Origin of the sequence: Pseudonocardia sp. N23 (assembly GCF_002583555.1) — a bacterium.
Taxonomy (GTDB): Bacteria; Actinomycetota; Actinomycetes; order Mycobacteriales; family Pseudonocardiaceae; genus Pseudonocardia.
The window spans coordinates 418344-441718 of the sequence record NZ_BEGX01000114.1; the positions used below are offsets into that span (position 1 = coordinate 418344).

The following is a 23375-nucleotide window of genomic DNA, read 5'->3' on the forward strand; positions in this document are numbered from 1 at the left end:
ATCACGTTGCCCAGAGTTCACTCGGATGCCACGTGCCTGCGCGAGGCGCAGGGCGTCGATTGGGGAAGAATCTCCGCCGTGAGTGACGACGCACGGAACCCGGACCAGGCCGAGGCCGGACAGGCAGGCGCCGACGACGCGTCCGGCACCCCCGCGCGTACCCGTCGTACCGGCCGGCGTGCGCCGCGGCCGTCGAGCAGGAGGGTCGCGGCCACGTCCGACCGCTCCGCCGCCGCGTCCAGCGCTGCCCCGGCCACCCGGACGCGCGCCGCCGCCCGGCGGTCCACGGCCGCCACCGCCACCACGTCGTCGACCCGCACCACCGCCCCCGAACCCGCGACCGTGACTCCCGCGGCGCCCCCGGAGGCCGCGTCGACCACCGCGACCACCCCGCCCGCACCCGGCGCCGCGCCCATCGGGCCACCCGCGCCGACCACGGCCCCGGCCACGTCGGCCGCGCCACCGCTGCCCGAGGACCGCTACCTCAACCGCGAGCTGTCCTGGCTGGACTTCAACTCCCGCGTCCTCGCCCTCGCCGAGGACCCCAGCCAGCCGCTGCTCGAACGGGCCAAGTTCCTGGCGATCTTCGCGTCGAACCTCGACGAGTTCTACATGGTCCGCGTCGCCGGGCTGAAGCGCCGCGACGAGACCGGCCTCGCCGTCCGCAGCGCCGACGGGCTCACCCCCCGCGAGCAGCTCGGCCGCATCACCGCCCGCAGCCAGGTCCTCTCCGAGGCCCACGCCCGCGTCTTCCTCGACGAGGTGCGCCCCGAGCTCGGCGAGTACGGCATCCACATCCGCCGCTGGACCGACCTCTCCGACGACCAGCGCGAGCGCCTGTCGGACTACTTCACCGACCAGGTCTTCCCCGTGCTCACCCCGCTCGCGGTCGACCCCGCCCACCCCTTCCCCTACATCTCGGGGCTCTCGCTCAACCTCGCCGTCACCGTCCGCGACCCCGAGGGCCGCACCGAGCGGTTCGCCCGCGTCAAGGTGCCCAACAACGTGCCGCGGCTCGTCCGCGTCACCCGCGACGCGGGCGACGACGAGCGCGGCGTCACGTTCCTGCCCATCGAGGACCTGATCGGCGCCCACCTGGGCAAGCTGTTCACCGGCATGGACGTCGCCGAGGTGCACGCCTTCCGCGTCACCCGCAACGCCGACCTCGAGGTCGAGGAGGACCGCGACGAGGACCTCCTGCAGGCCCTCGAACGCGAGCTCGCCCGCCGCCGGTTCGGGCCGCCGGTGCGGCTCGAGGTCGTCGACACCATGAGCGACCACGTGCTGGAGCTGCTGCTGCGCGAGCTCGACGTCGACCCCGGCGACGTCGTGACGGTGCCCGGCCTGCTCGACCTCACGTGCCTGTGGGAGGTCTACGGCGTCGACCGGCCCGACCTCAAGGACGAGACGTTCCGCCCCGCCACCCACCCCGCCTTCGCCGAGCGCGAGACCCCGCGCAGCATCTTCGCGACGCTGCGCGAGGGCGACGTGCTCGTCCACCACCCGTACGACTCGTTCTCCACCAGCGTGCAGCGGTTCATCGAGCAGGCCGCCGCCGACCCCGACGTGCTGGCGATCAAGCAGACCCTCTACCGCACCTCGGGCGACTCCCCGATCGTCGACGCGCTCGTCGACGCCGCGGCCGCGGGCAAGCAGGTCGTCGCGCTCGTCGAGATCAAGGCGCGGTTCGACGAGCAGGCCAACATCCGCTGGGCCCGCGAGCTGGAGAAGGCGGGCGTGCACGTCGTCTACGGCCTCGTCGGCCTCAAGACCCACTGCAAGACGTCGCTGGTGGTGCGCCAGGAGGGTTCGCAGATCCGGCGCTACTGCCACATCGGCACCGGCAACTACCACCCCAAGACCGCCCGGCTCTACGAGGACATCGGTGTGCTCACCGCCGACCCCACGATCGGCGCCGACCTCACCGACCTGTTCAACACCCTCACCGGCTACTCCCGGCAGACGTCCTACCGCAGCCTGCTCGTCGCCCCCTACGGCGTGCGGCGCGGCATCGTGCGGCGCATCGAGGACGAGATCGAGGCCTTCCGCGAGGGCGACACCAGGGCCTGCGTCCGGATCAAGGTCAACTCCCTCGTCGACGAGCAGGTCATCGACGCGCTCTACCGCGCCTCACAGGCGGGCGTCCCCGTCGACGTCGTCGTCCGCGGCATCTGCGCGATCCGCCCCGGACGCGAGGGCATGTCGGAGAACATCCGGGTCCGCTCGATCCTCGGCCGCTTCCTCGAGCACTCGCGGATCTTCCACTTCGGTGCCGCCGAGGAGTACTGGATCGGCAGCGCGGACATGATGCACCGCAACCTCGACCGCCGCGTCGAGGTGCTGCTGCGCGTCGCCGAGCCGCGGCTGGCCGGCCAGCTCACCGAGCTGTTCGAGTCCTGCCTCGACCCGGCCACCCGCTGCTGGACCCTGCAGGCCGACGGCAGCTGGGAGCCGTCGCCGCCGCCGGGCTCCGACATCGACCGGGTGCGCGACCACCAGGCCGAGATGATGGCCCGGCACGCCGCCGCCGCGATCGTCGAGACCGAGTGACCCGCACCGACCTCGCCGGGGCCCTCGGGGTCGACGTACTGGCCGCCGGCGCCGTGCTGTGGCGGGCCGGGCCGCTCGGGCCGGAGGTCGGCCTCGTCCACCGCCCGCGCTACGACGACTGGTCCCTGCCCAAGGGCAAGCTCGACCGCGGCGAGCACCTCGCCGCCGCGGCCGTCCGCGAGGTGCTCGAGGAGACCGGCCACCGCATCCGGATCGGGTGCCGCCTCGGCGACACCCGCTACGACGTGGCCGAAGGCTCCAAGGTCGTCCGGTACTGGGCGGGCGAGTCGCTCGGCGGCGAGTTCGAGCCCAACGACGAGACCGACGAGCTGCGGTTCCTCGCCCCCGCCGCCGCGTCCGGCCTGCTCACCTACGACCACGACCGGGCTGTGCTGCGGCGTTTCGCGGCGTACCCGCGCCCGGTCTCGACGCTGGTCCTCGTCCGCCACGCCAAGGCCGGCAGCCGCAACGGCTGGGACGGCGACGACCTCGACCGACCGCTGTCGGCCACCGGCCGCGCCCAGGTCTCCCGCCTCACGCCGTTCCTGCGGCTGTTCGGGGCCGACCGCGTCGCGTCCGCGCCACCCGTGCGGTGCCGCGCGACCGTGCAGACGCTGGCCACCGAGACCGGAGTGGACCTCGCCGACGAACCGGCGCTGGGCGAGATCGCGCACGCCGACGACCCGGCCGCCGCGACCACGCGGGTCCGCGAGATCGCCGCACAGCCGGGTGTGACGGTGCTGTGCAGCCAGGGCGGCGTCATCCCCGACCTCGTCGACACCCTGACCGCGGGGACGCCGCTGGCCGACCGGGTACGCCCCGGCGGCGCGGCGATCCCCACGCGCAAGGCGAGTACGTGGGTGATCGGGTTCGGCGCCGACCTCACCCCCCGGAGCGCGGACTACTACCGCGACCCGGCGGGCTGAGAGCTACTTCTTCGCCTTGGCCTTCTTGGCCTTGGCAGCGGCAGCGGGCTTCTCCGCCTTCGCCGGCGCGGCCTTGGTGGCCGCGGCGGCCTTCGGAGCCGGCTTCGGCTTCGCTGCCGCCGCCGTCTTCGGCGCCGCCGCCTTGGCCGACTTCGGCGCCGGCTTCTCGGCGAACGACGTCGTCGCCTTGGCCCGGCTGCGCGTCGCCCTGGCGGGGGCGGCCGGAGCGGCTGCGGCGGCCGCGGTGCCACGGGGGCGGCGGGCCGGAGCCGGCTTGGCGGCCTCCGCCGCGGCACCGTTGCCGGAGACCGTCGCCTTGAAGGCGATGCCCGGCCGGAAGGCGGGCACCACCGTCGGCGGGACGGCGACCGTGTCACCGGTGCGCGGGTTCCGCGCGACACGCGCAGCCCGGGCACGCGCCTCGAAGACGCCGAACCCGGTGAGCGACACCGAGCCACCCGAGCCGACCGTGTCCACGATGATCGAGAGCACTCCGTCGACCGCGGACGCCGCGGTCCGCCGGTCGCCGAGCCGCGCCGCGAGCGCGTCCACGAGCTGCGTCTTGTTCATGACTGCGCACGGTAGAGTGTTCTCGCAGCTCACACCAGAGATCAGGCCAAGAAAAACCCTTGCCGTGCAACAACAGTCCCTGTTCGTGGACTGTGCCGCAACGTGTCCGGGCGATCCACTGCCCGCTCGGTACCGAACGGACGGCGCCTCAGCCGACCGGCGTGGTGACCGGCAGCCACGCAGGCCGGCTCGCCTCGAACGTCGTGATGTCGGCTTCGTGGCGCAGGGTCAGGCCGATGTCGTCGAGACCCTCCAGCAGCCGCCAGCGGGTGTAGTCGTCGATCTGGAACGCGAACGTCAGGTCCTTGGCCTGGACGGTGCGTTCCTGCAGGTCGACGGTCACTTCCGTACCCGGCTCGTTCTCCAGCAGCTTCCACAGGAGCTCGACGTCGTGCTGCTCGCACTGCGCCGCGACGAGCCCGCCCTTGGCCGAGTTGCCGCGGAAGATGTCGCCGAAGCGCGCCGCGATCACGACCCGGAAGCCGTAGTCCATCAGCGCCCACACGGCGTGCTCGCGGGAGCTGCCGGTCCCGAAGTCCGGACCGGCGACCAGCACCGACCCCCGCGAGAACGGCTCGGTGTTGAGGATGAAGTCCGGGTGCTGGCGCCAGGCCGCGAACAGGCCGTCCTCGAAGCCCGTGCGGGTCACGCGCTTGAGGTAGACCGCCGGGATGATCTGGTCGGTGTCCACGTTGGACCGGCGCAGCGGAACGCCGATCCCGGTGTGCGTGCTGATCGCGTCCATCAGTCCAGGTCCTCCGGCGACGACAGGGTCCCGCGGACGGCGGTGGCCGCGGCCACGACCGGCGAGACGAGATGGGTGCGGCCGCCCTTGCCCTGGCGGCCCTCGAAGTTGCGGTTCGACGTCGACGCGCTGCGCTCACCCGGGGCGAGCTGGTCGGGGTTCATCCCGAGGCACATCGAGCAGCCCGCCGAACGCCACTCCGCGCCGGCGGCGGTGAACACCTTGTCCAGTCCCTCGTCCTCGGCCTGGAAGCGCACCCGCATCGACCCGGGCACGACCAGCATCCGGACGCCCTCCGCCAGCGTCCGACCGTCGATCACCTCGGCCGCAGCACGCAGGTCCTCGATGCGGCCGTTGGTGCAGGAGCCGACGAACACCGTGTCGACGCGGACCTCGCGCAGCGGCATCCCCGCGTCGAGGCCCATGTACTCCAGCGCCCGCTCGGCGGCGGCCCGCTCGTTCTCGTCGACGATCGCGGCCGGGTCGGGCACGTCGGCACCCAGCGGCAGTCCCTGCCCCGGGTTGGTGCCCCATGTGACGAACGGCGTCAGCTCGTCGCCGTCGATGTCGACCTCGGCGTCGAACGTCGCGCCCTCGTCGGTGCGCAGCGTCGTCCAGTCGGCCACCGCGGCGTCCCACTCCGCGCCCTTCGGCGCGTGGTCACGACCCTCGACGAAGTCGTAGGTGACCTGGTCCGGCGCGATCATGCCCGCGCGGGCGCCCGCCTCGATCGACATGTTGCAGATCGTCATCCGGGCCTCCATCGAGAGGTTCTCGATGACGTTGCCCCGGTACTCCAGGACGTAGCCCTGCCCGCCGCCGGTGCCGATCTTCGCGATGATCGCCAGCACCACGTCCTTGCTCGTGACGCCCGGGCGCAGCGTGCCGTCGGCGCTGTTGACGTTGATCGCCATCGTCCTGAACGGCTTGAGCGGCAACGTCTGCGTGGCGAGCACGTGCTCGACCTCCGACGTGCCGATCCCGAACGCCATCGCGCCGAACGCGCCGTGCGTCGAGGTGTGGCTGTCGCCGCAGACCACCGTCATGCCCGGCTGGGTCAGCCCCAGCTGCGGGCCGATGATGTGGACGATGCCCTGCTCGGCGTGGTTCATCGGGTACAGGTCGACGCCGAACTCCGCGCAGTTGCGCCGCAGCGTCTCCACCTGCGTCCGGGACACCTCGTCGGCGATCGGGAGGTGCACGTCCTTCGTCGGGACGTTGTGGTCCTCGGTCGCGATCGTGAGGTCCGGCCGGCGCACCGGGCGGCCCGCGAGCCGGAGCCCGTCGAACGCCTGCGGGCTCGTGACCTCGTGCACGAGGTGCAGGTCGATGTAGAGGAGATCGGGCTCCTGCCCCTCCCCCTTGCGGACCACGTGCCGGTCCCAGACCTTCTCGGCCAGCGTGCGCGCCTGGTTCACGGCGCCGCCTCCTCGCGTTTCGCCTCATGTGGTGGTGGATCGACCTAGCCTCCCAGATATTGGGAAGCTAGTATCGAGGCGTGAGACAGTCTAGCGGGATCGGCGTACTCGACAAGGCCGTGGGCGTACTTCGTGCCGCGGCCGCCGAACCGTGCGGCCTCACCGAGCTCTGCGAACGCACCGGCCTGCCCCGCGCCACCGCCCACCGCCTCGCCGTCGGCCTCGAGGTCCACGGCCTGCTCCACCGCGGGGCCGACGGCCGCTGGCGCCCCGGCCCCACCCTCGCCGAGCTCTCCAGCGGCCACGGCGACCCCCTGCTCGACGCGGCCGCCGCCGTCCTCCCCCGGCTGCGCGACATCACCGGCGAGAGCGTCCAGCTCTACCGCCGCGACGGCACCCATCGCATCTGCATCGCCACCGCCGAACCCGTCAGCGGCCTGCGCGACACCGTCCCCGTCGGCACCCGCCTGCCCATGACCGCCGGATCCGGCGCCAAGGTCCTCGCCGCCTGGGCCGACCCCGCCACCCAGCGGGCCGTCCTCGCCGAGGCCACCTTCACCGAACGCGTCCTGCTCGACGTCCGCCGCCGCGGCTGGGCCCAGTCCGTCGCCGAACGCGAAGCCGGCGTCTCCAGTGTCTCCGCACCCGTCCGCGACGGCGCCGGCAAGGTCGTCGCCGCCGTCTCCGTCTCCGGGCCCGTCGACCGCATCGGCCGCCGCCCAGGCGTCCGCTGGGCCGCCGACCTCCTCGCCGCCGCCGAGGCCCTCCAGCACCGCCTCTAGGAGCGCGCGGACGAGCACCCGGCCACGTCCCGGGTCCCGATTCGGCCACGGCCGCCGTGACCCGCCGCCCATCCGCCGCGGCCCTGGCATCCTCGTCGGGGGGCGACCCTCCGCACCACGCACGGACCCAGCGGCACCGCTCGACGCCGCGACCCCGGGCCGGTTGCCGGAGTCCGGGCATCGTGACGCTAACGTGACGTCGCTCCGGCTCGATGGACACGGAGAGTCGCATTGGTTGGGGAACCGGACAAAGACGGGTGACGATGAGCTACCTGCTCGGCATCGACGTAGGCACCACTCGGACCGCGGCGGCGATCACCCGCCTCGACGGGGGGCGGATCGTCGAGACCGAGATGGTCAACCTCGGCGACCGCTCCGTCCACGTGCCGTCCGTCCTGTTCATCGGAGCCGACGGCGGCGTCGTCGTCGGAGAGGCCGCCGAACGCCGCGCCCTCACCGACCCCGACCGCGTCGTCCGCGAGTTCAAGCGCCGCGTCGGCGACCCCACCCCGATCCACGTCGCCGGCCAGCCCTGGACCCCCGAGGACCTCTCCGCCCGCCTCGTCCGCTGGGTCGTCGACCAGGTCGCCGCCCGCGAAGGCGGCGTCGCCGACCGCATCTCCGTCACCCACCCCGCATCCTGGGGCGGCCACAAGAAGGAACTCTTCGCCGGCGCCCTCGCCCGCGTCGGGCTCACCGTCACCTTCCTCGCCGAACCCCAGGCCGCCGCCCTGCACTACGCCTCCTCCGAGCGCGTCGAGCAAGGCGCCACCATCGCCGTCTACGACCTCGGCGGCGGCACCTTCGACGCCGCCGTCGTCCGCAAGGACGGCAACTTCGGCCTCCTCGGCCGCCCCGAGGGCCTCGAACGCCTCGGCGGCATCGACTTCGACCAGGTCGTCTTCGACCACGTCGTCGAAGGGATGCCCGACGCCTTCGCCGATCTCGACGAGGCCGACCCCGCCGTCCTCTCCGCCGTCGCCCGCATCCGCCGCGACTGCACCGAGGCCAAGGAAGCCCTCAGCTCCGACACCGAGGCCTCCGTCGCCGTCATGCTCCCCGGCAGCCAGGGCTCCGTCCGGCTCCACCGCAGCGAGTTCGAGCAGATGATCGGGCCGCAGATCGACGAGACCGTCGCCGCGCTCGGCCGCGCCATCGCCTCGGCCGGGCTCACCCCCGACGAGACCTCCGCCGTCCTGCTCGTCGGCGGCTCCTCCCGCATCCCGCTCGTCGCACAGACCGTCTCCGAGGAGTTCGGCAGGCCCGTCGCCGTCGACGCCGACCCCAAGAACGCCATCGCCAAGGGCGCCGCCATCGCGCTGGCCCCGCAGCAGCCCGTCGCCCCACCCGCACCCGGCGGCAACGGCACCGGCGGCCATCCCGCACACGGTGGGCCTCCCCCCGGCATGGGCGCGGCCGCGCTCGGGGCCGGTGCGCTCGGCGCCGCCGCGATGGGGGCCGCTGCCATGGCGCACTCGCCCGCCACCGACGAGCTGCCCACCGTCGACGTCCGCCGCATCGCCGCCTCCGGCGGCTACCACCCGCCCGTCGCCCCGCCCCCGCCGCCTCCCCGCGACGGGACGCCCATGGCCGGCCCCGGCGGCTACGGCGACCCCTACGCCTCCCCCGACCTGGACCGCGACGCCCCTCCGCGGCGCACCCCGGTCCTCCTCGTCGCCGCCGGTGGCGTGCTCGCGGCCCTCGGTGTCATCGCCGCCGTGCTCTTCTGGCCCCAGAGCAACCCCACCAGCGCCGCCAACACCCGCATCGTCCCGTCGGAGGCCGTCACCACGACGGAAGCGGCCCCGACGACGACAGAGGTCCCGCCGGAGACCGAGTCCTCCCGCAACAACGTGCCTCCCCCGGTCGTCCGCACGACGACCAAGGTCGTACCGCCGCCAGTGACGTCGACGAAGCCTCCGGTCACCAGCTCCGTGCCGCCGCCGGTCACCAGTTCCCCTCCGCCGCCGGTCACCAGCTCTCCGCCGCCGCCGGTCACGACGGCCCCCTGATCCTGTGAGTGGGGATGGTCGCCATGGCGACCATCCCCACTCACGACCCCCGGCGGGCGCATCGCCGGACCTGCTCGATCACCAACTCCCGCGAGTTCGACTCCGGACTGCCTCGATCATCGACGCGGGCGGTCTTGTGTCGAGTTCGGCGTGATGTCTGCTGGTTCCGTCCTCGGCGGTGCCCGCGACGGGCCTCGCTAGGCGCCGCCGAGACCTACGTCAATGTCGCCCGAAGGGTCGAGAACAGCACTCACGTCGGTCTCGGCGCACGCGGCGCTCGCGGCCGCGTTCCGGCGTCGCAGAGGGCCCCATTTGCTCACCTGGGGCCGAACACGGCAATGCGGTTGCGCTGAGGACGCGGCTGCACCACGCCGCCGTCCGGGCTCGATGGGCGTCCCGGACCACATTCGGCATTGGGGCTCGTCCATTGGCGTCACCGCACACGAAAGAGGCCCCCGCTCCGGAGAGCGGGGGCCTTTCGTTGTAGCCCCGACGGGATTTGAACCCGCGCTACCGCCTTGAGAGGGCGGCGTCCTAGGCCGCTAGACGACGGGGCCAGGAACTTCTTCGATTATCTTACTGGAAAGCGCTGGAGGCGTTTCCGCTGGGGTACCAGGACTCGAACCTAGACTAACTGAACCAGAATCAGTCGTGCTGCCAATTACACCATACCCCAAAGGGATCGCGTTCTCCGGGCCTTGCGGTTTCCCGCCGGCCCGGTTTCCCGCGCCCTGCGAAGAGAACTCTAGACCACGCCCCGAGCCCGCTCCAAACCGGCCCCCAGTCGCCGCATCGACCGCTCACGCCCCAGGAGTTCCATGCTCTCGTAGAGCGGCGGCGACACGGTCCGACCCGAGACGGCGACGCGCACGGGGCCGAACGCCTTCCTCGGCTTGAGGCCCAGTCCGTCGACGAGCGTGGCCTTGAGAGACTCCTCGATCGCGGTGGCGGACCAGTCGTCGAGGCTGTTCAGGCCGGTCAGGGCCGCGTCGAGGACGGGGGCCGCGTCGGCACCGAGGTTCTTGGCGGCGGCGTCGTCGTCGATCGCGAAGCCGTCCTCGTCGACGAAGAGGAAGCGGAGCATGCGGGCGGCGTCGGACAGGACGACGCTGCGCTCCTGCACGAGCGGGGCGGCGGCGGCGAGGAGCGCGGACTGCGCCTCGGTGGGAGTGCCGGTGATCACACCCTCGGCCGCCAGGTAGGGAACGACCCGGCGGGCGAACTCGTCGACAGGGAGCAGCCTCATGTGCGCGGAATTGATCGCCTCCGCCTTCTTGAGGTCGAAGCGGGCCGCATTCGACGAGACGCGCGACACATCGAATGCGGAGACCATCTCGTCGAGGGAGAAGACGTCGCGGTCCTCGGCGATCGACCATCCCAGCAATGCGAGGTAGTTGAGCAGTCCCTCGGGGAGGAATCCGCGGTCGCGATAGTGGAACAGGTTCGACTCGGGGTCGCGCTTGGACAGTTTCCGGGCACCCTCGCCGGTGACGAGGGGCAGGTGCGCGTAGCTGGGGGCGCCGGTGCCGATGCCGACCCGCTGGAACGCCTCGAACAGCGCGATCTGGCGTGGGGTGGACGACAGAAGGTCCTCGCCGCGCAGGACGTGGGTGACACCCATGAGGGCGTCGTCGAGCGGGTTGGTGAGCGGGTAGAGCGGGCTGCCGTCGCCGCGGGCGAGGACGAAGTCGGGCACGGTCCCGGCCTTGAACGTCACGTCGCCGCGGACGAGGTCGGCGAAGGTGATGTCGTGGTCTGGCATGCGCAGCCGGAAGACGGGCTTGCGACCCTCGGCCCGGAACGCCGCCTTCTGCTCGTCGGTCAGCGCACGGTCGGCGTTGTCGTAGCCGAGCTTCGGGTCGCGGCCGGCGGCGCGGTGGCGGGCCTCGATCTCCTCGGCGGAGGAGAACGACTCGTAGACCTCGCCCGCCTCGGTCAGCCGGGTGAGGGCGTCGCGGTAGAGGTCGGAACGCTCGCTCTGCCGGTAGGGGCCGTGGGGGCCGCCGACCTCGGGGCCCTCGTCCCAGTCGAGTCCCAGCCAGCGCAGGGCGTCGAGCAGCGCCTCGTAGGACTCGACGCTGTCGCGCGCCGCGTCGGTGTCCTCGATCCGGAAGACGAACGCGCCGCCGTTGTGCCGGGCGTGGGCCCAGTTGAACAGCGCGGTGCGGATGAGGCCGACGTGCGGCGTGCCGGTGGGCGACGGGCAGAACCGCACCCGGACCTGGGAGGGAGAGCTCACCTCCCCATGGTCTCGCACCCCTCGACCGGCCCCGGAACCGGGGATACTATTCAACACATGGGGAAAAACGAGCGCACCACCGTCGCGGTCGTCGGAGGCGGACCCGCCGGTATGGTCATGGGGCTGTTGCTCGCCCGGGCCGGGGTGGAGGTCACCGTCCTGGAGAAGCACGCCGACTTCCTGCGTGACTTCCGTGGCGACACCGTCCACGCCTCCACCCTCACCCTGCTCGACGACCTCGGGCTCGGTGAACGCTTCGCCGCCATCCCGCAGCGTCGCCTCGACCGGGTCGCCGCCCAGCTGGACGGCGGGCTCGTCCAGATCGCCGACATGAGCCGGCTGCCGGGCGCCCACCAGCACATCGCGTTGGTCCCGCAGTGGGACTTCCTCGACCTGCTCGCCGCCGCCGCGGCCGACGAGCCCTCGTTCACGCTGCTGCGCCGGGCGGACGTCACGGGCCTGCTGCGCGAGAGCGGCCGCGTCACCGGCGTCCGCTACACCGACCGCGCCACCGGCGAGGAGCACGAGCTCGCGGCGGCGCTCACCGTCGCCTGCGACGGCCGGCACTCCGCGGTGCGCACCGCCGCCGGACTGCGCCCACGCGGCTTCGGCGTCCCCATGGACGTGTGGTGGTTCCGGCTCCCCCGCCGTGCCGACGACGTCGCCGGCGGGCTCGGCCGCTTCACCGCCGGGCACTTCTGCGTCCTCATCGACCGCGGGGACCAGTGGCAGTGTGCCTACATGATCCGCAAGGGCAGCGACGCCGAGCTGCGCGCGAAGGGCATCGGTGAGCTGCGGCGGCGGATGGCCGGGCTCGTCCCGTGGCTGGGCGACCGCGTCGACACCCTGGAGTCGTGGGACGACGTCAAGCTGCTCGACGTCCGGCTCGACCGGCTGCGCCGCTGGTTCGCCGACGGCCTGTTGCTGATCGGCGACGCGGCACACGCGATGTCGCCGGTCGGGGGCGTCGGGATCAACCTGGCGGTGGCCGACGCGGTGGCCGCGGCCCGGATCCTCGCGCCGGAGCTGCGCCGCGGCGGGACGGCGTCGACGGCGGCGCTGCGCCGGGTCCAGCTGCGTCGCTGGTGGCCGACGGCGCTGGTGCAGGGCGGGCAGCGGCTGGCGCACCGCGCGGTGCTCGGCAAGGCGCTGAGCGCCGACCAGGACCTCCCGGCTACGACGACGGGCACCCTCCCCCTGCCGATCCGCATCACGCAGCGGTTCCCCCTCCTGCAGGGCATCCCGGCGCGGCTGGTGGCCATCGGCCCGCTGCCCGAGCGCGCACCGGCCTGGGCACGCCGCCCCACTCCTCCCGGAGGAACGGCCCAGTCGCGCGACTGAGTGGCGTCACCGAGCCGTTCGTTCCCGGCGGGGCAGGGCGAGGCACCGGCACAGGTGCGCCGCACCTGCGGAGGCACTGCACGTTCGGGGGCCCGCGATCCGGCGCGGGTGGGCATGATGGCGGGCGAGGCCGTCGACACCGAGGTCGTGGCCCCGATCGGGAGGCATTCGTGTCCTACCAGCTCACCGCTCTGTACAACCACCCCTCCGACGTCGCGGCGTTCGACAAGCACTACGACGACGTGCACGCGGTGCTCGCCGCGAAGCTGCCCGACGTGCGGAGCTTCAGCATCTCCCGCCCGCAGCCGGGACCCGACGGCACGAAGCCCGACTACCACCTGATCGCCGTGCTGGTCTGGGACTCGGCGGAGGCGGCGGGCGCGTCGCTGGGGAGCGAGGCAGGCAAGGAGGCCGTCGCGGACCTGGACAACTTCGCGGGCGCCGGCGTCACGATGCTGACCGGCCCCAGCACCGCGGTCGTCTGACCACCCACCCCGCACCCGACGACGGCGGCGGGACCCCGTGCTCGGGGTCCCGCCGCCGTCGTCGTGCGTGCGCGGGATCAGGCCGGCGCGGCAGCCTGGCTGACGAGCGCGGCGAGCCGGTCGCCGATGGAGCGGGTGTGGCTGTTGGCGCCGTGGTCGCGCGTCGCCAGGTCGAAGGCGACGGCGGCCTCGATGCGGCGGGCGGCGTCGCGCTTGCCGGTGTGGTCGAGAAGCAGCCCGACCGACAGGATGGCGGCCGTCGGGTCGGCGATGCCCTGCCCGGCGATGTCGGGAGCACTGCCGTGCACCGGCTCGAACATGCTCGGGTTCTTGCCGCTGGCGTCGATGTTGCCACTGGCCGCGAGGCCGATGCCGCCGGTCACCGCGGCCGCGAGGTCGGTGAGGATGTCGCCGAACAGGTTGTCGGTGACGATCACGTCGTAGCGCGACGGGTCGGTGACGAGGTGGATCGTCGTCGAGTCGACGTGCTGGTAGGCGACGGTGACGTCGGGGTGCTCGAGCGAGACCTCCTCGACGATCCGCGACCAGAGCGCCCCGGCGAAGGCGAGCACGTTCGTCTTGTGGACGAGCGTGAGGTGCTTGCGGGGACGGCGCTCGGCGCGGGCGAAGGCGTCGCGCACCACGCGCTCGATGCCGAACGCGGTGTTGGTGCTGACCTCCGTGGCCACCTCCTGCGGGGTGTCCTTGCGGAGCAGCCCACCGGTGCCGACGTACGGGCCCTCGGTGCCCTCGCGGACGACGACGAGGTCGATCTCCGGGTTGCCGGCGAGCGGGCCGCGGACACCCGGGTAGAGCCGCGCGGGGCGCAGGTTCACGTGGTGGTCGAGCTCGAAGCGCAGGCGCAGGAGCAGGCCGCGCTCGAGGATGCCGCTGGGGACCGAGGGGTCACCGACGGCGCCGAGCAGGATCGCGTCGTGCCCGCGCAGCTCGGTGAGGACCGACTCGGGCAGGAGCTCGCCGGTGGAGTGCCAGCGTGCGGCGCCGAGGTCGTAGTTCGTGGTCTCGACGCCGGGCGAGACCTCGTTGAGGACCTTGAGCGCCTCGTCGATGACCTCCGGCCCGATGCCGTCGCCGGGAATGACCGCAAGGCGCATGTCAAGGGTTCCTCTCTGCTTGGGGAGTCGCAGCACGCTACCCGCTGCAACACCGCCGACCGGCGGTCGATCACTCTTTCGAGGTCACCCGACCCGGTGGTTCGGGCGCCCGCCGCGCGGCGGAACCGCGTAACCGGGGGCGCGACACGCCCCCGAGCGGGTCTGATTGTCCGCCCGACACATGGGACGGCGGCAGCCGGGGTGTCCCGGCGGCCGCCGTCAGGTCCGATCACCCGCCCGTGGCGGGTCGCGCTCAGTCGAGCGAGATGAGCTTGATCGTCCGCGCGCCCACGGACGCGCCGATCGGGTCGAGCACCACCTGGTCGACGGAGCGGTCGATGCGGAGCAGCATGATCGCGTCGGCACCGTCGGTGGTCTGGCTGATCTGCGCGGCCTCGATGTTCACCGCGGCCTCGCCGAGCAGGGACCCGACGCGGCCCATGACACCCGGCCGGTCCGCGTACTCGAGGAGCAGGATCTCACCCTCGGCACGCAGGTCGAAGTGCCGGCCGTTGATCTCGACGAGCTTCTCGACCTGGGCGCGGCCCGTGAGCGTGCCGGAGACGGTGATCGCCTCGCCGTCGGGCATGGCGGCGCGCAGCTGGACGACGCTGCGGTGGTTGGCGCTCTCGGGGGCCGTGGTGAGCTCGACGGAGACGCCGCGCTCGGCGGCCAGGGCGGGCACGTTGACGAAGGTCACCTGGTCGTCGACGACGTGGGTGAACACCCCGCGCAGAGCGGCCAGCGGCAGGATCGAGACGTCGTCGCCCGACAGCTCGCCCGCGACGTCGACGGTGATCGACGTCGGCACGCGGCCCGCGAGTGCGTGCAGGACCGTGCCCATCTTCTGCACGAGCGGCAGGTAGGGGCGCACCTCCTCGCCGACGGCGCCGTCGACCTGCACGTTGACGGCGTCGGGGACGAACTCGCCGGCCAGCGCGAGCTGGACCGACCGCGCGACGTCGGTGCCCGCGCGGTCCTGGGCCTCGTCGGTGGAGGCGCCCAGGTGCGGGGTGACGACGATGTTCTCCAGCTCGAACAGCGGGCTGGAGGTGGTGGGCTCGGTGACGTAGACGTCGATGCCCGCGCCGCCGACGTGCCCGGAGCGGACGGCCTCGGCGAGGGCGACCTCGTCGACCAGCCCACCGCGCGCGGCGTTGACGATGATCACCCCCGGCTTGGTGATCGCGAGCTGGTCCTTGCCGATCAGACCCAGGGTCTCGGGGGTCTTCGGCAGGTGGATGGAGATGACGTCGGCGCGGCGCAGCACGTCCTCGAGCGAGGTGAGCTCGATGCCGAGCTGGGCCGCACGGGCAGGCGCGACGTAGGGGTCGTAGGCGATGAACGTGACCCCGAAGGCGGCGAGGCGCTGCGCGACGAGCTGGCCGATCTTGCCCAGCCCGACGATGCCGACCGTCTTGCCGTTGAGCTCGACGCCGGTGTAGGCGCTGCGCTTCCACTGGCCCTGGCGCAGCGCTGCGTCGGCCGGCGGGATGTGGCGGGCCGCGGCGAAGAGCAGCGCGATGGCGTGCTCGGCGGCGGACACGATGTTGGAGGTCGGCGCGTTGACGACCATGACGCCACGCGCGGTGGCGGCGGGGACGTCGACGTTGTCGAGGCCGACGCCCGCGCGGGCCACGACCTTGAGCCGGGTCGACGCGGCGAGGACCTCGGCGTCGACCTTGGTGGCGGAACGCACGAGGAGGGCGTCGGCGTCGGCGACCGCGGACAGCAGCGCGGGCCGATCGGTTCCGTCGACGTGGCGGATCTCGACGTCGTCGCCCAGCAGCTCCACCGCGGACGGTGCGAGCTTCTCGGCGAGCAGGACGACTGGACGGGTGGCGGCGGTGCTCACGACGCTGCAGGGCTCCCGGATCGGTGTCGGCTGGGGTACCTCGCCGATCCTAGATGCGCTGCTCGGCGCGGGTCTCCCCACCGTGAGCGGCGCGATACACGGGTGGGGCGGATCCGGACGAAAGGGACTGCGGAGGCAGCCCACCGGAACCACGATTCCGGTGGGCGGCAGACCGGAGTCGTCAGGCCGGTACGGCCGCCCGGGCGGCGAGCAGCTCGAACGAGCGGTACCACGCCGTCCGGTCGACCGCGGGGCTGGTGACGATGAGCTCGTCGATGCCGACGCGCGTCGCGAACTCCGTCAGGTAGTCCTCGACGACATCCGGGGTGCCGACGGCGGTGTAGCGCATCATGTCGAGGATCTGCTGTCCCTGCGGCATGTCGATCGCGAGGGCGGCCTCCTCGTCGGTCAGGTCGTGCCCGCCGCGGGACAGGAAGCGCTTGACCCGGTCGAGCTTCGCGATCCGCAGCAGCTCGTCGGCGTCGGCCGCGTCGTCAGCGGCGATGACGTTGACGCCCGCGAGCACCCGCGGCGCCGCGAGCTGCGGCGACGGCCGGAACTTCTCCCGGTACAGGTCGACCGCGCGTTCCAGCTGCTCCGGCGCGAAGTGCGAGGCGAACGCGTAGGGCAGGCCGAGGAACGCGGCGACCTGCGCACCGTAGAGCGAGGACCCGAGGATGACGAGCGGGACCTCGGTGCCCTTGCCGGGGAACGCGTCGACACCCGGGACCAGCGACGCCGAGCCGAGGAAGCCCGCCAGCTCCTGGACGTCCTGCGGGAACGTCTCGGACGCGTTCGGGTCGCGGCGCAGCGCGCGGAAGGTGGCCTGGTCGGTGCCCGGGGCGCGGCCCAGGCCCAGCTCGATACGGCCCGGGTACAGCTCGGCGAGGGTGCCGAACTGCTCCGCGACCTGCAGCGGCGAGTGGTTGGGCAGCATGATGCCGCCGGCGCCGAGGGTGATCCGCTCGGTCTGCGAGGCGACGTGCCCGATCAGCACGCTCGTCGCCGACGACGCGATGGCGCGCATGTTGTGGTGCTCGGCGTACCAGATCCGCTGATAGCCCCATCGCTCCGCGCGGCGGGCCAGCTCGACGGTCGCGTCGAGCCCTTCGCGCACCGACTCACCCGGGGAGACCAGGGCGAGATCGAGGATCGACAGGGGCGGCAGGGAGACGTCGGGCACGTCCTGCCCAACGCCTCCCCACCCGAACTTCTTCCGGACCGGCCTCGTGAGTGGCGATGGTCGCTATGGCGACCATCGCCACTCACAGGTCACTTGGCCTTCTCGCCGACCCAGCTCATCAGGCCGCGGAGCTTCTCACCGACGACCTCGATGGGGTGCTCGGCACCCTCCTGCTGGAGGCGGGTGTAGTTCGGGCGGCCGGCCTCGTCCTCGGCGACCCACTCGGACGCGAAGCGCCCGTCCTGGATCTCGGCGAGGATCTTCTTCATCTCCTCCTTGGTCGCGGCGTTGACGACGCGCGGACCACGGGTGAGGTCGCCGTACTCGGCGGTGTCGGAGATGGAGAAGCGCTCGTTGGCGATGCCGCCCTCGTACATGAGGTCGACGATCAGCTTGAGCTCGTGCAGGCACTCGAAGTAGGCGATCTCCGGGGCGTAGCCCGCCTCGGTGAGGACCTCGAAACCGGTCTGGACCAGCGCGGCCGCGCCACCGCAGAGGACGGCCTGCTCACCGAACAGGTCGGTCTCGGTCTCCTCCTTGAAGGTGGTCTCGATGACGCCCGCGCGGGCGCCGCCGATCCCGGCCGCGTAGGAGAGGGCGAGAGCCTTGGCGTTGCCGGTCGCGTCCTGCTCGACCGCGATGAGCGCAGGCACGCCCTTGCCGTCGACGAACTGGCGGCGGACCAGGTGGCCCGGACCCTTCGGGGCGACCATGGCGACGTCGACGTCGGCCGGCGCCTTGATGAGGTCGTAGCGGATGTTGAAGCCGTGCCCGAAGAAGATGGCGTCGCCACTCTTCAGGTTGGGCGCGATGTCCTCGGCGTAGATGAAGCGCTGCTTCGTGTCGGGCGCGAGGATCATGATCAGGTCGGCCCACGCCGAGACCTCGGCCGGGGTGAGGACCTCGAGGCCCTCGTCGGTGGCCTTCTGCCGGCTCTTCGACCCCTCGGGCAGCCCGATCTTGACGTCGACGCCCGAGTCGCGCAGCGACAGTGCGTGCGCGTGCCCCTGGGAGCCGTAGCCGATCACGGCGACCTTGCGGCCCTGGATGATCGACAGGTCGGCGTCGTCGTCGTAGTAGATGTTCACGCTCATGACGGGTGTTACGTCCTCTCCGAGGGTGGGTTCGGGCAAGTCTCTAACGGACCGCGGCGGCGGTGATGGACCGGGGTCCGCGGCCGACGGCGACCAGACCGGACTTGACCATCTCGCGGATGCCGTAGGGCTCGAGGATCCGCAGCAGCGCAGCGAGCTTGTCGACGGTGCCGGTGGCCTCGATGGTCAGCGCCTCGGGGGCCACGTCGACGACCTTGGCCCGGAACAGCTCGGCGGCCTCGAGCACCTGGCTGCGGATGGCGGCGTCGGCACGGACCTTGACGAGCAGCAGCTCGCGCTGCACCGAGGCGACCGGGTCGAGCTCGACGATCTTGATGACGTTGACCAGCTTGTTGAGCTGCTTGGTCACCTGCTCCAGCGGCAGGTCCTCGACGGCGACGACGATCGTCATCCGCGAGATGCCCTCCTGCTCGGTCGGGCCGACCGCCAGGGAGATGATGTTGAAGCCGCGCCGGGAGAACAGGCCCGAGACGCGGGCCAGGACGCCGGGCTTGTCCTCGACGAGGACCGACAGCGTGTGGGTGTGCATCATCGGACTACTCCCCCGCCTGGTCGTTGTGCTCCAGGGCCCGCTCGGTGACGGCGTCGACCTCTGCGACGTCCGCGGCGAGCTCGTCGCCCTCGAACAGGGGACGGATGCCGCGGGCGGACATGACCTCGTCGTTCGACGTCCCCGCGGCGACCATCGGCCAGACCTGCGCGTCGGCGCCGACGGTGAAGTCGATGACGACGGGCCGGTCGTTGATCTCCATGGCCTGCCGGATGACCTTGTCGACCTCGTCCTTGGACTCCGCGCGCAGCCCGACGCAGCCCATCGCCTCGGCGAGCAGCTTGAAGTCGGGGATGCGGTGCTTGTGGGTGCCGAGGTCGGTGTTGGAGTACCGCTCCTTGTAGAAGAGGTTCTGCCACTGCCGGACCATGCCCAGGTTGCCGTTGTTGATGATCGCGACCTTGATCGGGATGTTCTCGATCGCGCAGGTCGCGAGCTCCTGGTTGGTCATCTGGAAGCAGCCGTCTCCGTCGATGCACCACACGACGTCGTCGGGCCGGGCCATCTTGGCACCCATCGCCGCGGGCACCGCGAACCCCATCGTGCCGAGGCCACCGGAGTTGAGCCAGGAGCGCGGCTTCTCGTACTTGACGAACTGGGCCGCCCACATCTGGTGCTGGCCGACCCCCGCCGCGTAGACGGCGTCGGGTCCGGCGATCGCGCCGATCCGCTCGATGACGTACTGCGGCGACAGCGCGCCGTCGTCGGGCCAGTCGTAGCCCAGCGGGAACGTCTCGCGCAGGTGGTTCAGCCGGGTCCACCAGGCGGTGAGGTCGGCCGTGCCGTCCTCGCGCTCGGCGCGCACCGCCTCGAGCAGGTCGACGATGACCTCCTTGCAGTCGCCGACGATCGGCACGTCCGCGCGGCGGTTCTTGGAGATCTCGGCCGGGTCGATGTCGGCGTGCACGACCGCGGCGTGCGGCGCGAACGACGACAGCTTCCCGGTGACGCGGTCGTCGAAGCGCGACCCGAGGGCGACCAGGAGGTCGGCCTCCTGCAGCGCCGCGACGGCCGACACCGTGCCGTGCATGCCGGGCATCCCGACGTGCTGCGGGTGGCTGTCGGGGAACGCCCCGCGCGCCATCAGCGTCGTCACGACCGGGATGTCCGTCAGCTCGGCGAGCTCCAGCAGCTCCGGCGACGCCTCGGCCTTGAGCACGCCGCCACCGACGTAGAGCACGGGCCGCTGCGCCGAGGTCATCAGCTTCGCGGCCTCCCGGATCTGTTTGCCGTGCGGCCGGGTCGTCGGCCGGTAGCCGGGCAGGTTCAGCTCGGGGGGCCACGTGAACGTCGTCTGCTCCTGCAGGACGTCCTTGGGGATGTCCACCAGCACCGGGCCGGGTCGGCCCGTCGACGCCAGGTGGAAGGCCTCGGCGATCGCGCGCGGGATCTCCGTCGCTTCGGTCACCAGCATGTTGTGCTTGGTCACCGGCATGGTGATGCCGGTGATGTCGGCCTCCTGGAAGGCATCCGTGCCGATCAGCGGGCGGGACTGCTGACCGGTGATCGCCACCATCGGGATCGAGTCCATGTAGGCGTCGGCGATGGGGGTGACGAGGTTGGTCGCGCCCGGCCCCGACGTCGCCATGCACACGCCGACGCGGCCGGTCGCCTGCGCGTACCCGGTGGCGGCGTGGCCCGCGCCCTGCTCGTGGCGGACCAGGACGTGACGGACGCGAGTCGAGTCGAGCAGCGGGTCGTACGCGGGCAGGATCGTGCCGCCGGGGATGCCGAAGACGACCTCGCAGCCGATCTCCTCGAGTGAACGCACGAGCGACTTCGCCCCGGTCATCGGCTCGGGCCCGATACGGGGGCCGGGCACGTCGGTGCGGACGCCGTCGGTCCGGGCCCGGTCACCCGGGCGGCCGGGCGGCGGTGCCGGTCTGGGTCCGGTGGCTCCGGAGCGGGAGGTGGCGGTGGTCATTCGGTCAGCCTCGCTGCGTCGTGGACGATGCGGTCATTGCTGGAGCTGTCGTCAGGGCATGAAAAAACCCTCGCCGCCGTGGCGGAACGAGGGTGGCGCGTCGTCGTCCGAGAACTCGATCAGAACTCAGGCGAGAACGCGCCTGCGAATTACGAGGACTCCGGAAACGAACATGTGCCGACGCTAGCACGGTGGCGCACCGCATCGTCGGGCGGATCGTCGACCCGCGGTGGACGTCACCCCGCCGGGTGCGACGATGGGGCGTGTGAACAGCACGGGACGGCGGCCCGACCAGGACGACAGCACCCCGGTGGAGGCGCCCGCCCGGGCCGCCTTCCGGCCCGCGCGGCTCGGCTACCTCTTCCCGATCGCGCTCGCCGTCTTCGCGATCCCCGCCGCCTTCGGCGCGCCGTGGTTCTGGCTCGTCTACGTCGTGCCCGTCGGCATCGTCTACTGGCTCGCGCGCACCCGCACCGTCGTCGACACCGAGGCCGTGACCGTCCGCAGGCCGTTCGGCAGCCGCCGCGTACCGTGGGAGTCGATCAGCTCCTTGCGCCTGCAGCCCGCCACCCGGTCCCGGGGTGCCCGCGTCAGCGCGGTGCTGACCAGCGGCGGGGAGCTCCCGTTGCCCGCCGTGCACGTCCGTGACCTGTCCCAGCTCGCCGCCGCAAGCGGCGGCAGGCTGCCCGATCCGGCTGGAGAGTGAGCCGATGCCGGCCCTGCGTTCCCGTGTCACCACCCATGGCCGCAATGCCGCCGGTGCGCGTTCCCTGTGGCGCGCCACCGGGATGACCGACGACGACTTCGGCAAGCCGATCGTCGCCATCGCCAACAGCTACACCCAGTTCGTGCCCGGCCACGTGCACCTCAAGGACATGGGCGACCTCGTCGCCGGTGCGGTCCGCGAGGCCGGCGGCACCGCCCGTGAGTTCCACACCATCGCCGTCGACGACGGCATCGCCATGGGCCACGGCGGGATGCTCTACTCCCTGCCCAGCCGCGAGGTCATCTCCGACGCCGTCGAGTACATGGTCAACGGTCACGCCGCCGACGCGCTCGTCTGCATCTCCAACTGCGACAAGATCACCCCCGGCATGCTCAACGCCGCGATGCGGCTGAACATCCCGACGGTCTTCGTCTCCGGCGGGCCGATGGAGGCCGGCAAGGCCGTCGTCGTCGACGGCGTCGCCCACGCCCCCACCGACCTGATCACGGCGATCTCCGCGTCGGCGTCCACCGAGGTCGACGACGAGGGCCTCGACATCGTCGAGCGGTCTGCGTGCCCGACCTGCGGCTCCTGCTCGGGCATGTTCACCGCCAACTCGATGAACTGCCTCACCGAGGCCCTCGGGCTGTCGTTGCCGGGCAACGGCTCCACCCTCGCGACCCACGCCGCGCGCCGCGAGCTGTTCCTGCAGGCCGGCCGGACCGTCATGGACCTGGCCACCCGCTGGTACCGCGACGACGACGCCTCCGCGCTGCCCCGCAACATCGCCACCCGCGCCGCGTTCGAGAACGCGATGGCGCTCGACGTCGCCATGGGCGGCTCGACGAACACGGTGCTGCACATCCTCGCCGCCGCACAGGAGGGCGAGGTCGACTTCACCCTCGCCGACATCGACGCCATCTCCCGGCGCGTGCCGTGCCTGGCCAAGGTGTCGCCGAACTCCAGCTACCACATGGAGGACGTGCACCGGGCCGGCGGAATCCCCGCCATCCTCGGCGAGCTGCGCCGCGCCGGGCTGCTCGACACCGACGTCCACACCGTGCACTCGCCGACGCTGGAGGCCTGGCTCGACGAGTGGGACATCCGCGCCGGCGCGCCGTCGGAGCGTGCCGTCGAGCTCTACCACGCCGCACCGGGCGGGGTCCGGACCACGCAGGCCTTCTCCACGGAGAACCGCTGGTCGTCGCTGGACACCGACGCCGCCGGTGGCTGCATCCGCGACCGCGAGCACGCCTACACCGCCGACGGTGGCCTCGCCGTGCTGCGCGGCAACCTCGCCGAGAAGGGTGCCGTCATCAAGACCGCCGGCATCCCCGAGGACATCTGGCGTTTCGAGGGCCCCGCGCGGGTCGTCGAGAGCCAGGAGGAGGCGGTCTCGGTCATCCTGAACAAGGAGATCCAGCCCGGCGACGTCCTCGTCGTCCGGTACGAGGGTCCCGCCGGCGGGCCGGGGATGCAGGAGATGCTGCACCCCACCGCGTTCCTGAAGGGCGCGGGCCTCGGAGCCAAGTGCGCGCTGATCACCGACGGCCGCTTCTCCGGCGGGTCGAGCGGCATCTCGGTCGGGCACGTGTCCCCCGAGGCGGCCGCAGGCGGGCTGATCGGTCTCGTCGAGAACGGCGACCGGATCCTGCTCGACGTCCGTGCCCGCGCGGTGGAGCTCCTCGTCGACGACGAGATCCTCGCCGCCCGTCGGGCGAAGATGGAGGCCTCCGAGCGGCCGTGGCAGCCGGCCGACCGGCAGCGCCAGGTCTCGCAGGCCCTGCGCGCCTACGCCGCCCTGGCCACCTCGGCCGACACCGGCGCGGTCCGCAGGGTCCCGTGACCCTGTGAGTGGC

General features: G+C 72.3%; 18 protein-coding genes and 2 tRNA genes. 8 read left to right on the plus strand and 12 right to left on the minus strand.

From position 1 onward, the window contains the following. Nucleotides 1–78 precede the first annotated feature (78 nt). Nucleotides 79–2550, plus strand: coding sequence for an RNA degradosome polyphosphate kinase (locus TOK_RS26315; RefSeq protein ID WP_098960641.1), 2472 nt, complete (start codon nucleotides 79–81; stop codon nucleotides 2548–2550). Then, nucleotides 2547–3476 (plus strand): NUDIX hydrolase, encoded by a 930-nt coding sequence (locus TOK_RS26320; protein WP_253258647.1) that lies wholly within the window; start codon nucleotides 2547–2549, stop codon nucleotides 3474–3476. The genes TOK_RS26315 and TOK_RS26320 overlap by 4 nt, the downstream gene beginning before the upstream one ends. 3 nt (nucleotides 3477–3479) lie before the next feature. On the opposite strand, the gene TOK_RS26325 is transcribed toward TOK_RS26320, so the two are convergent. The 3 genes from TOK_RS26325 to leuC all read right to left on the minus strand — a co-directional run bounded on the left by TOK_RS26325 (nucleotide 3480) and on the right by leuC (nucleotide 6209). After that, nucleotides 3480–4046: an HU family DNA-binding protein gene (locus tag TOK_RS26325; RefSeq protein ID WP_098960642.1), complete on the minus strand. Its 567-nt coding sequence runs from the start codon at nucleotides 4044–4046 to the stop codon at nucleotides 3480–3482. A gap of 148 nt (nucleotides 4047–4194) precedes the next feature. Continuing rightward, nucleotides 4195–4791 (minus strand): 3-isopropylmalate dehydratase small subunit, encoded by a 597-nt coding sequence (leuD, locus tag TOK_RS26330; protein ID WP_098960643.1) that lies wholly within the window; start codon nucleotides 4789–4791, stop codon nucleotides 4195–4197. Then, nucleotides 4791–6209: a 3-isopropylmalate dehydratase large subunit gene (leuC, locus tag TOK_RS26335; RefSeq protein ID WP_098960644.1), complete on the minus strand. Its 1419-nt coding sequence runs from the start codon at nucleotides 6207–6209 to the stop codon at nucleotides 4791–4793. The genes leuD and leuC overlap by 1 nt, the downstream gene beginning before the upstream one ends. An 80-nt stretch (nucleotides 6210–6289) precedes the next feature. On the opposite strand from leuC, the gene TOK_RS26340 reads away from it, so the two are divergent. Beyond that, nucleotides 6290–6991, plus strand: a complete 702-nt coding sequence (locus tag TOK_RS26340; protein WP_098960645.1) for an IclR family transcriptional regulator — start codon at nucleotides 6290–6292, stop codon at nucleotides 6989–6991. Nucleotides 6992–7254: 263 nt separating this feature from the next. Beyond that, nucleotides 7255–9003: an Hsp70 family protein gene (locus tag TOK_RS26345; RefSeq protein WP_098960857.1), complete on the plus strand. Its 1749-nt coding sequence runs from the start codon at nucleotides 7255–7257 to the stop codon at nucleotides 9001–9003. A gap of 484 nt (nucleotides 9004–9487) precedes the next feature. Here the strand turns inward: TOK_RS26345 and TOK_RS26350 are convergent. From TOK_RS26350 to gltX, 3 genes are all read right to left on the minus strand, one after another. Further along, a tRNA-Glu gene (locus tag TOK_RS26350) sits at nucleotides 9488–9560 on the minus strand. 47 nt (nucleotides 9561–9607) lie between these two features. Next, nucleotides 9608–9679, minus strand: a tRNA-Gln gene (locus TOK_RS26355). A 69-nt stretch (nucleotides 9680–9748) separates the two neighbouring features. Then, entirely contained in the window at nucleotides 9749–11242 is a 1494-nt protein-coding gene (gene gltX / locus TOK_RS26360; RefSeq protein WP_098960646.1) for a glutamate--tRNA ligase, read from the minus strand. Nucleotides 11243–11299: 57 nt separating this feature from the next. Between gltX and TOK_RS26365 the strand changes: the two genes are divergently transcribed. Together TOK_RS26365 and TOK_RS26370 are read left to right on the plus strand one after the other, a co-directional pair. Continuing rightward, entirely contained in the window at nucleotides 11300–12583 is a 1284-nt protein-coding gene (locus TOK_RS26365) for an FAD-dependent oxidoreductase (protein ID WP_098960647.1), read from the plus strand. A gap of 170 nt (nucleotides 12584–12753) precedes the next feature. Then, nucleotides 12754–13068 (plus strand): EthD family reductase, encoded by a 315-nt coding sequence (locus tag TOK_RS26370; RefSeq protein WP_098960648.1) that lies wholly within the window; start codon nucleotides 12754–12756, stop codon nucleotides 13066–13068. A 77-nt stretch (nucleotides 13069–13145) separates the two neighbouring features. On the opposite strand, the gene TOK_RS26375 is transcribed toward TOK_RS26370, so the two are convergent. The 6 genes from TOK_RS26375 to TOK_RS26400 form a co-directional block, all read right to left on the minus strand. After that, nucleotides 13146–14183 carry a 3-isopropylmalate dehydrogenase gene (locus TOK_RS26375; RefSeq protein ID WP_098960649.1) on the minus strand — a complete coding sequence of 346 codons (1038 nt, stop codon included), beginning with the start codon at nucleotides 14181–14183 and terminating at the stop codon, nucleotides 13146–13148. A 253-nt stretch (nucleotides 14184–14436) separates the two neighbouring features. Beyond that, nucleotides 14437–16038: a phosphoglycerate dehydrogenase gene (gene serA / locus TOK_RS26380; protein ID WP_098960650.1), complete on the minus strand. Its 1602-nt coding sequence runs from the start codon at nucleotides 16036–16038 to the stop codon at nucleotides 14437–14439. A 181-nt stretch (nucleotides 16039–16219) separates the two neighbouring features. After that, on the minus strand, nucleotides 16220–17221 hold the full coding sequence (locus TOK_RS26385) for an LLM class flavin-dependent oxidoreductase (RefSeq protein ID WP_172457794.1): 1002 nt from the start codon (nucleotides 17219–17221) through the stop codon (nucleotides 16220–16222). A gap of 89 nt (nucleotides 17222–17310) precedes the next feature. Beyond that, the gene (gene ilvC / locus TOK_RS26390; RefSeq protein WP_098960651.1) at nucleotides 17311–18315 is read right to left on the minus strand and encodes a ketol-acid reductoisomerase; all 1005 of its coding nucleotides are present in this window, start codon (nucleotides 18313–18315) and stop codon (nucleotides 17311–17313) included. Nucleotides 18316–18358: 43 nt separating this feature from the next. Further along, the gene (gene ilvN, locus TOK_RS26395; protein WP_098960859.1) at nucleotides 18359–18865 is read right to left on the minus strand and encodes an acetolactate synthase small subunit; all 507 of its coding nucleotides are present in this window, start codon (nucleotides 18863–18865) and stop codon (nucleotides 18359–18361) included. A 7-nt stretch (nucleotides 18866–18872) separates the two neighbouring features. Further along, nucleotides 18873–20810 carry an acetolactate synthase large subunit gene (locus TOK_RS26400; RefSeq protein ID WP_098960652.1) on the minus strand — a complete coding sequence of 646 codons (1938 nt, stop codon included), beginning with the start codon at nucleotides 20808–20810 and terminating at the stop codon, nucleotides 18873–18875. Between the two features lie 265 nt (nucleotides 20811–21075). Here TOK_RS26400 and TOK_RS26405 point away from each other — a divergent pair, with 265 nt between their 5' ends. Both TOK_RS26405 and ilvD read left to right on the plus strand, forming a co-directional pair. Beyond that, entirely contained in the window at nucleotides 21076–21516 is a 441-nt protein-coding gene (locus tag TOK_RS26405; protein ID WP_141566564.1) for a PH domain-containing protein, read from the plus strand. Between the two features lie 4 nt (nucleotides 21517–21520). After that, complete coding sequence (ilvD, locus tag TOK_RS26410; protein ID WP_098960654.1) at nucleotides 21521–23362, plus strand: dihydroxy-acid dehydratase; 1842 nt, start codon at nucleotides 21521–21523, stop codon at nucleotides 23360–23362. Nucleotides 23363–23375: the final 13 nt, after the last annotated feature.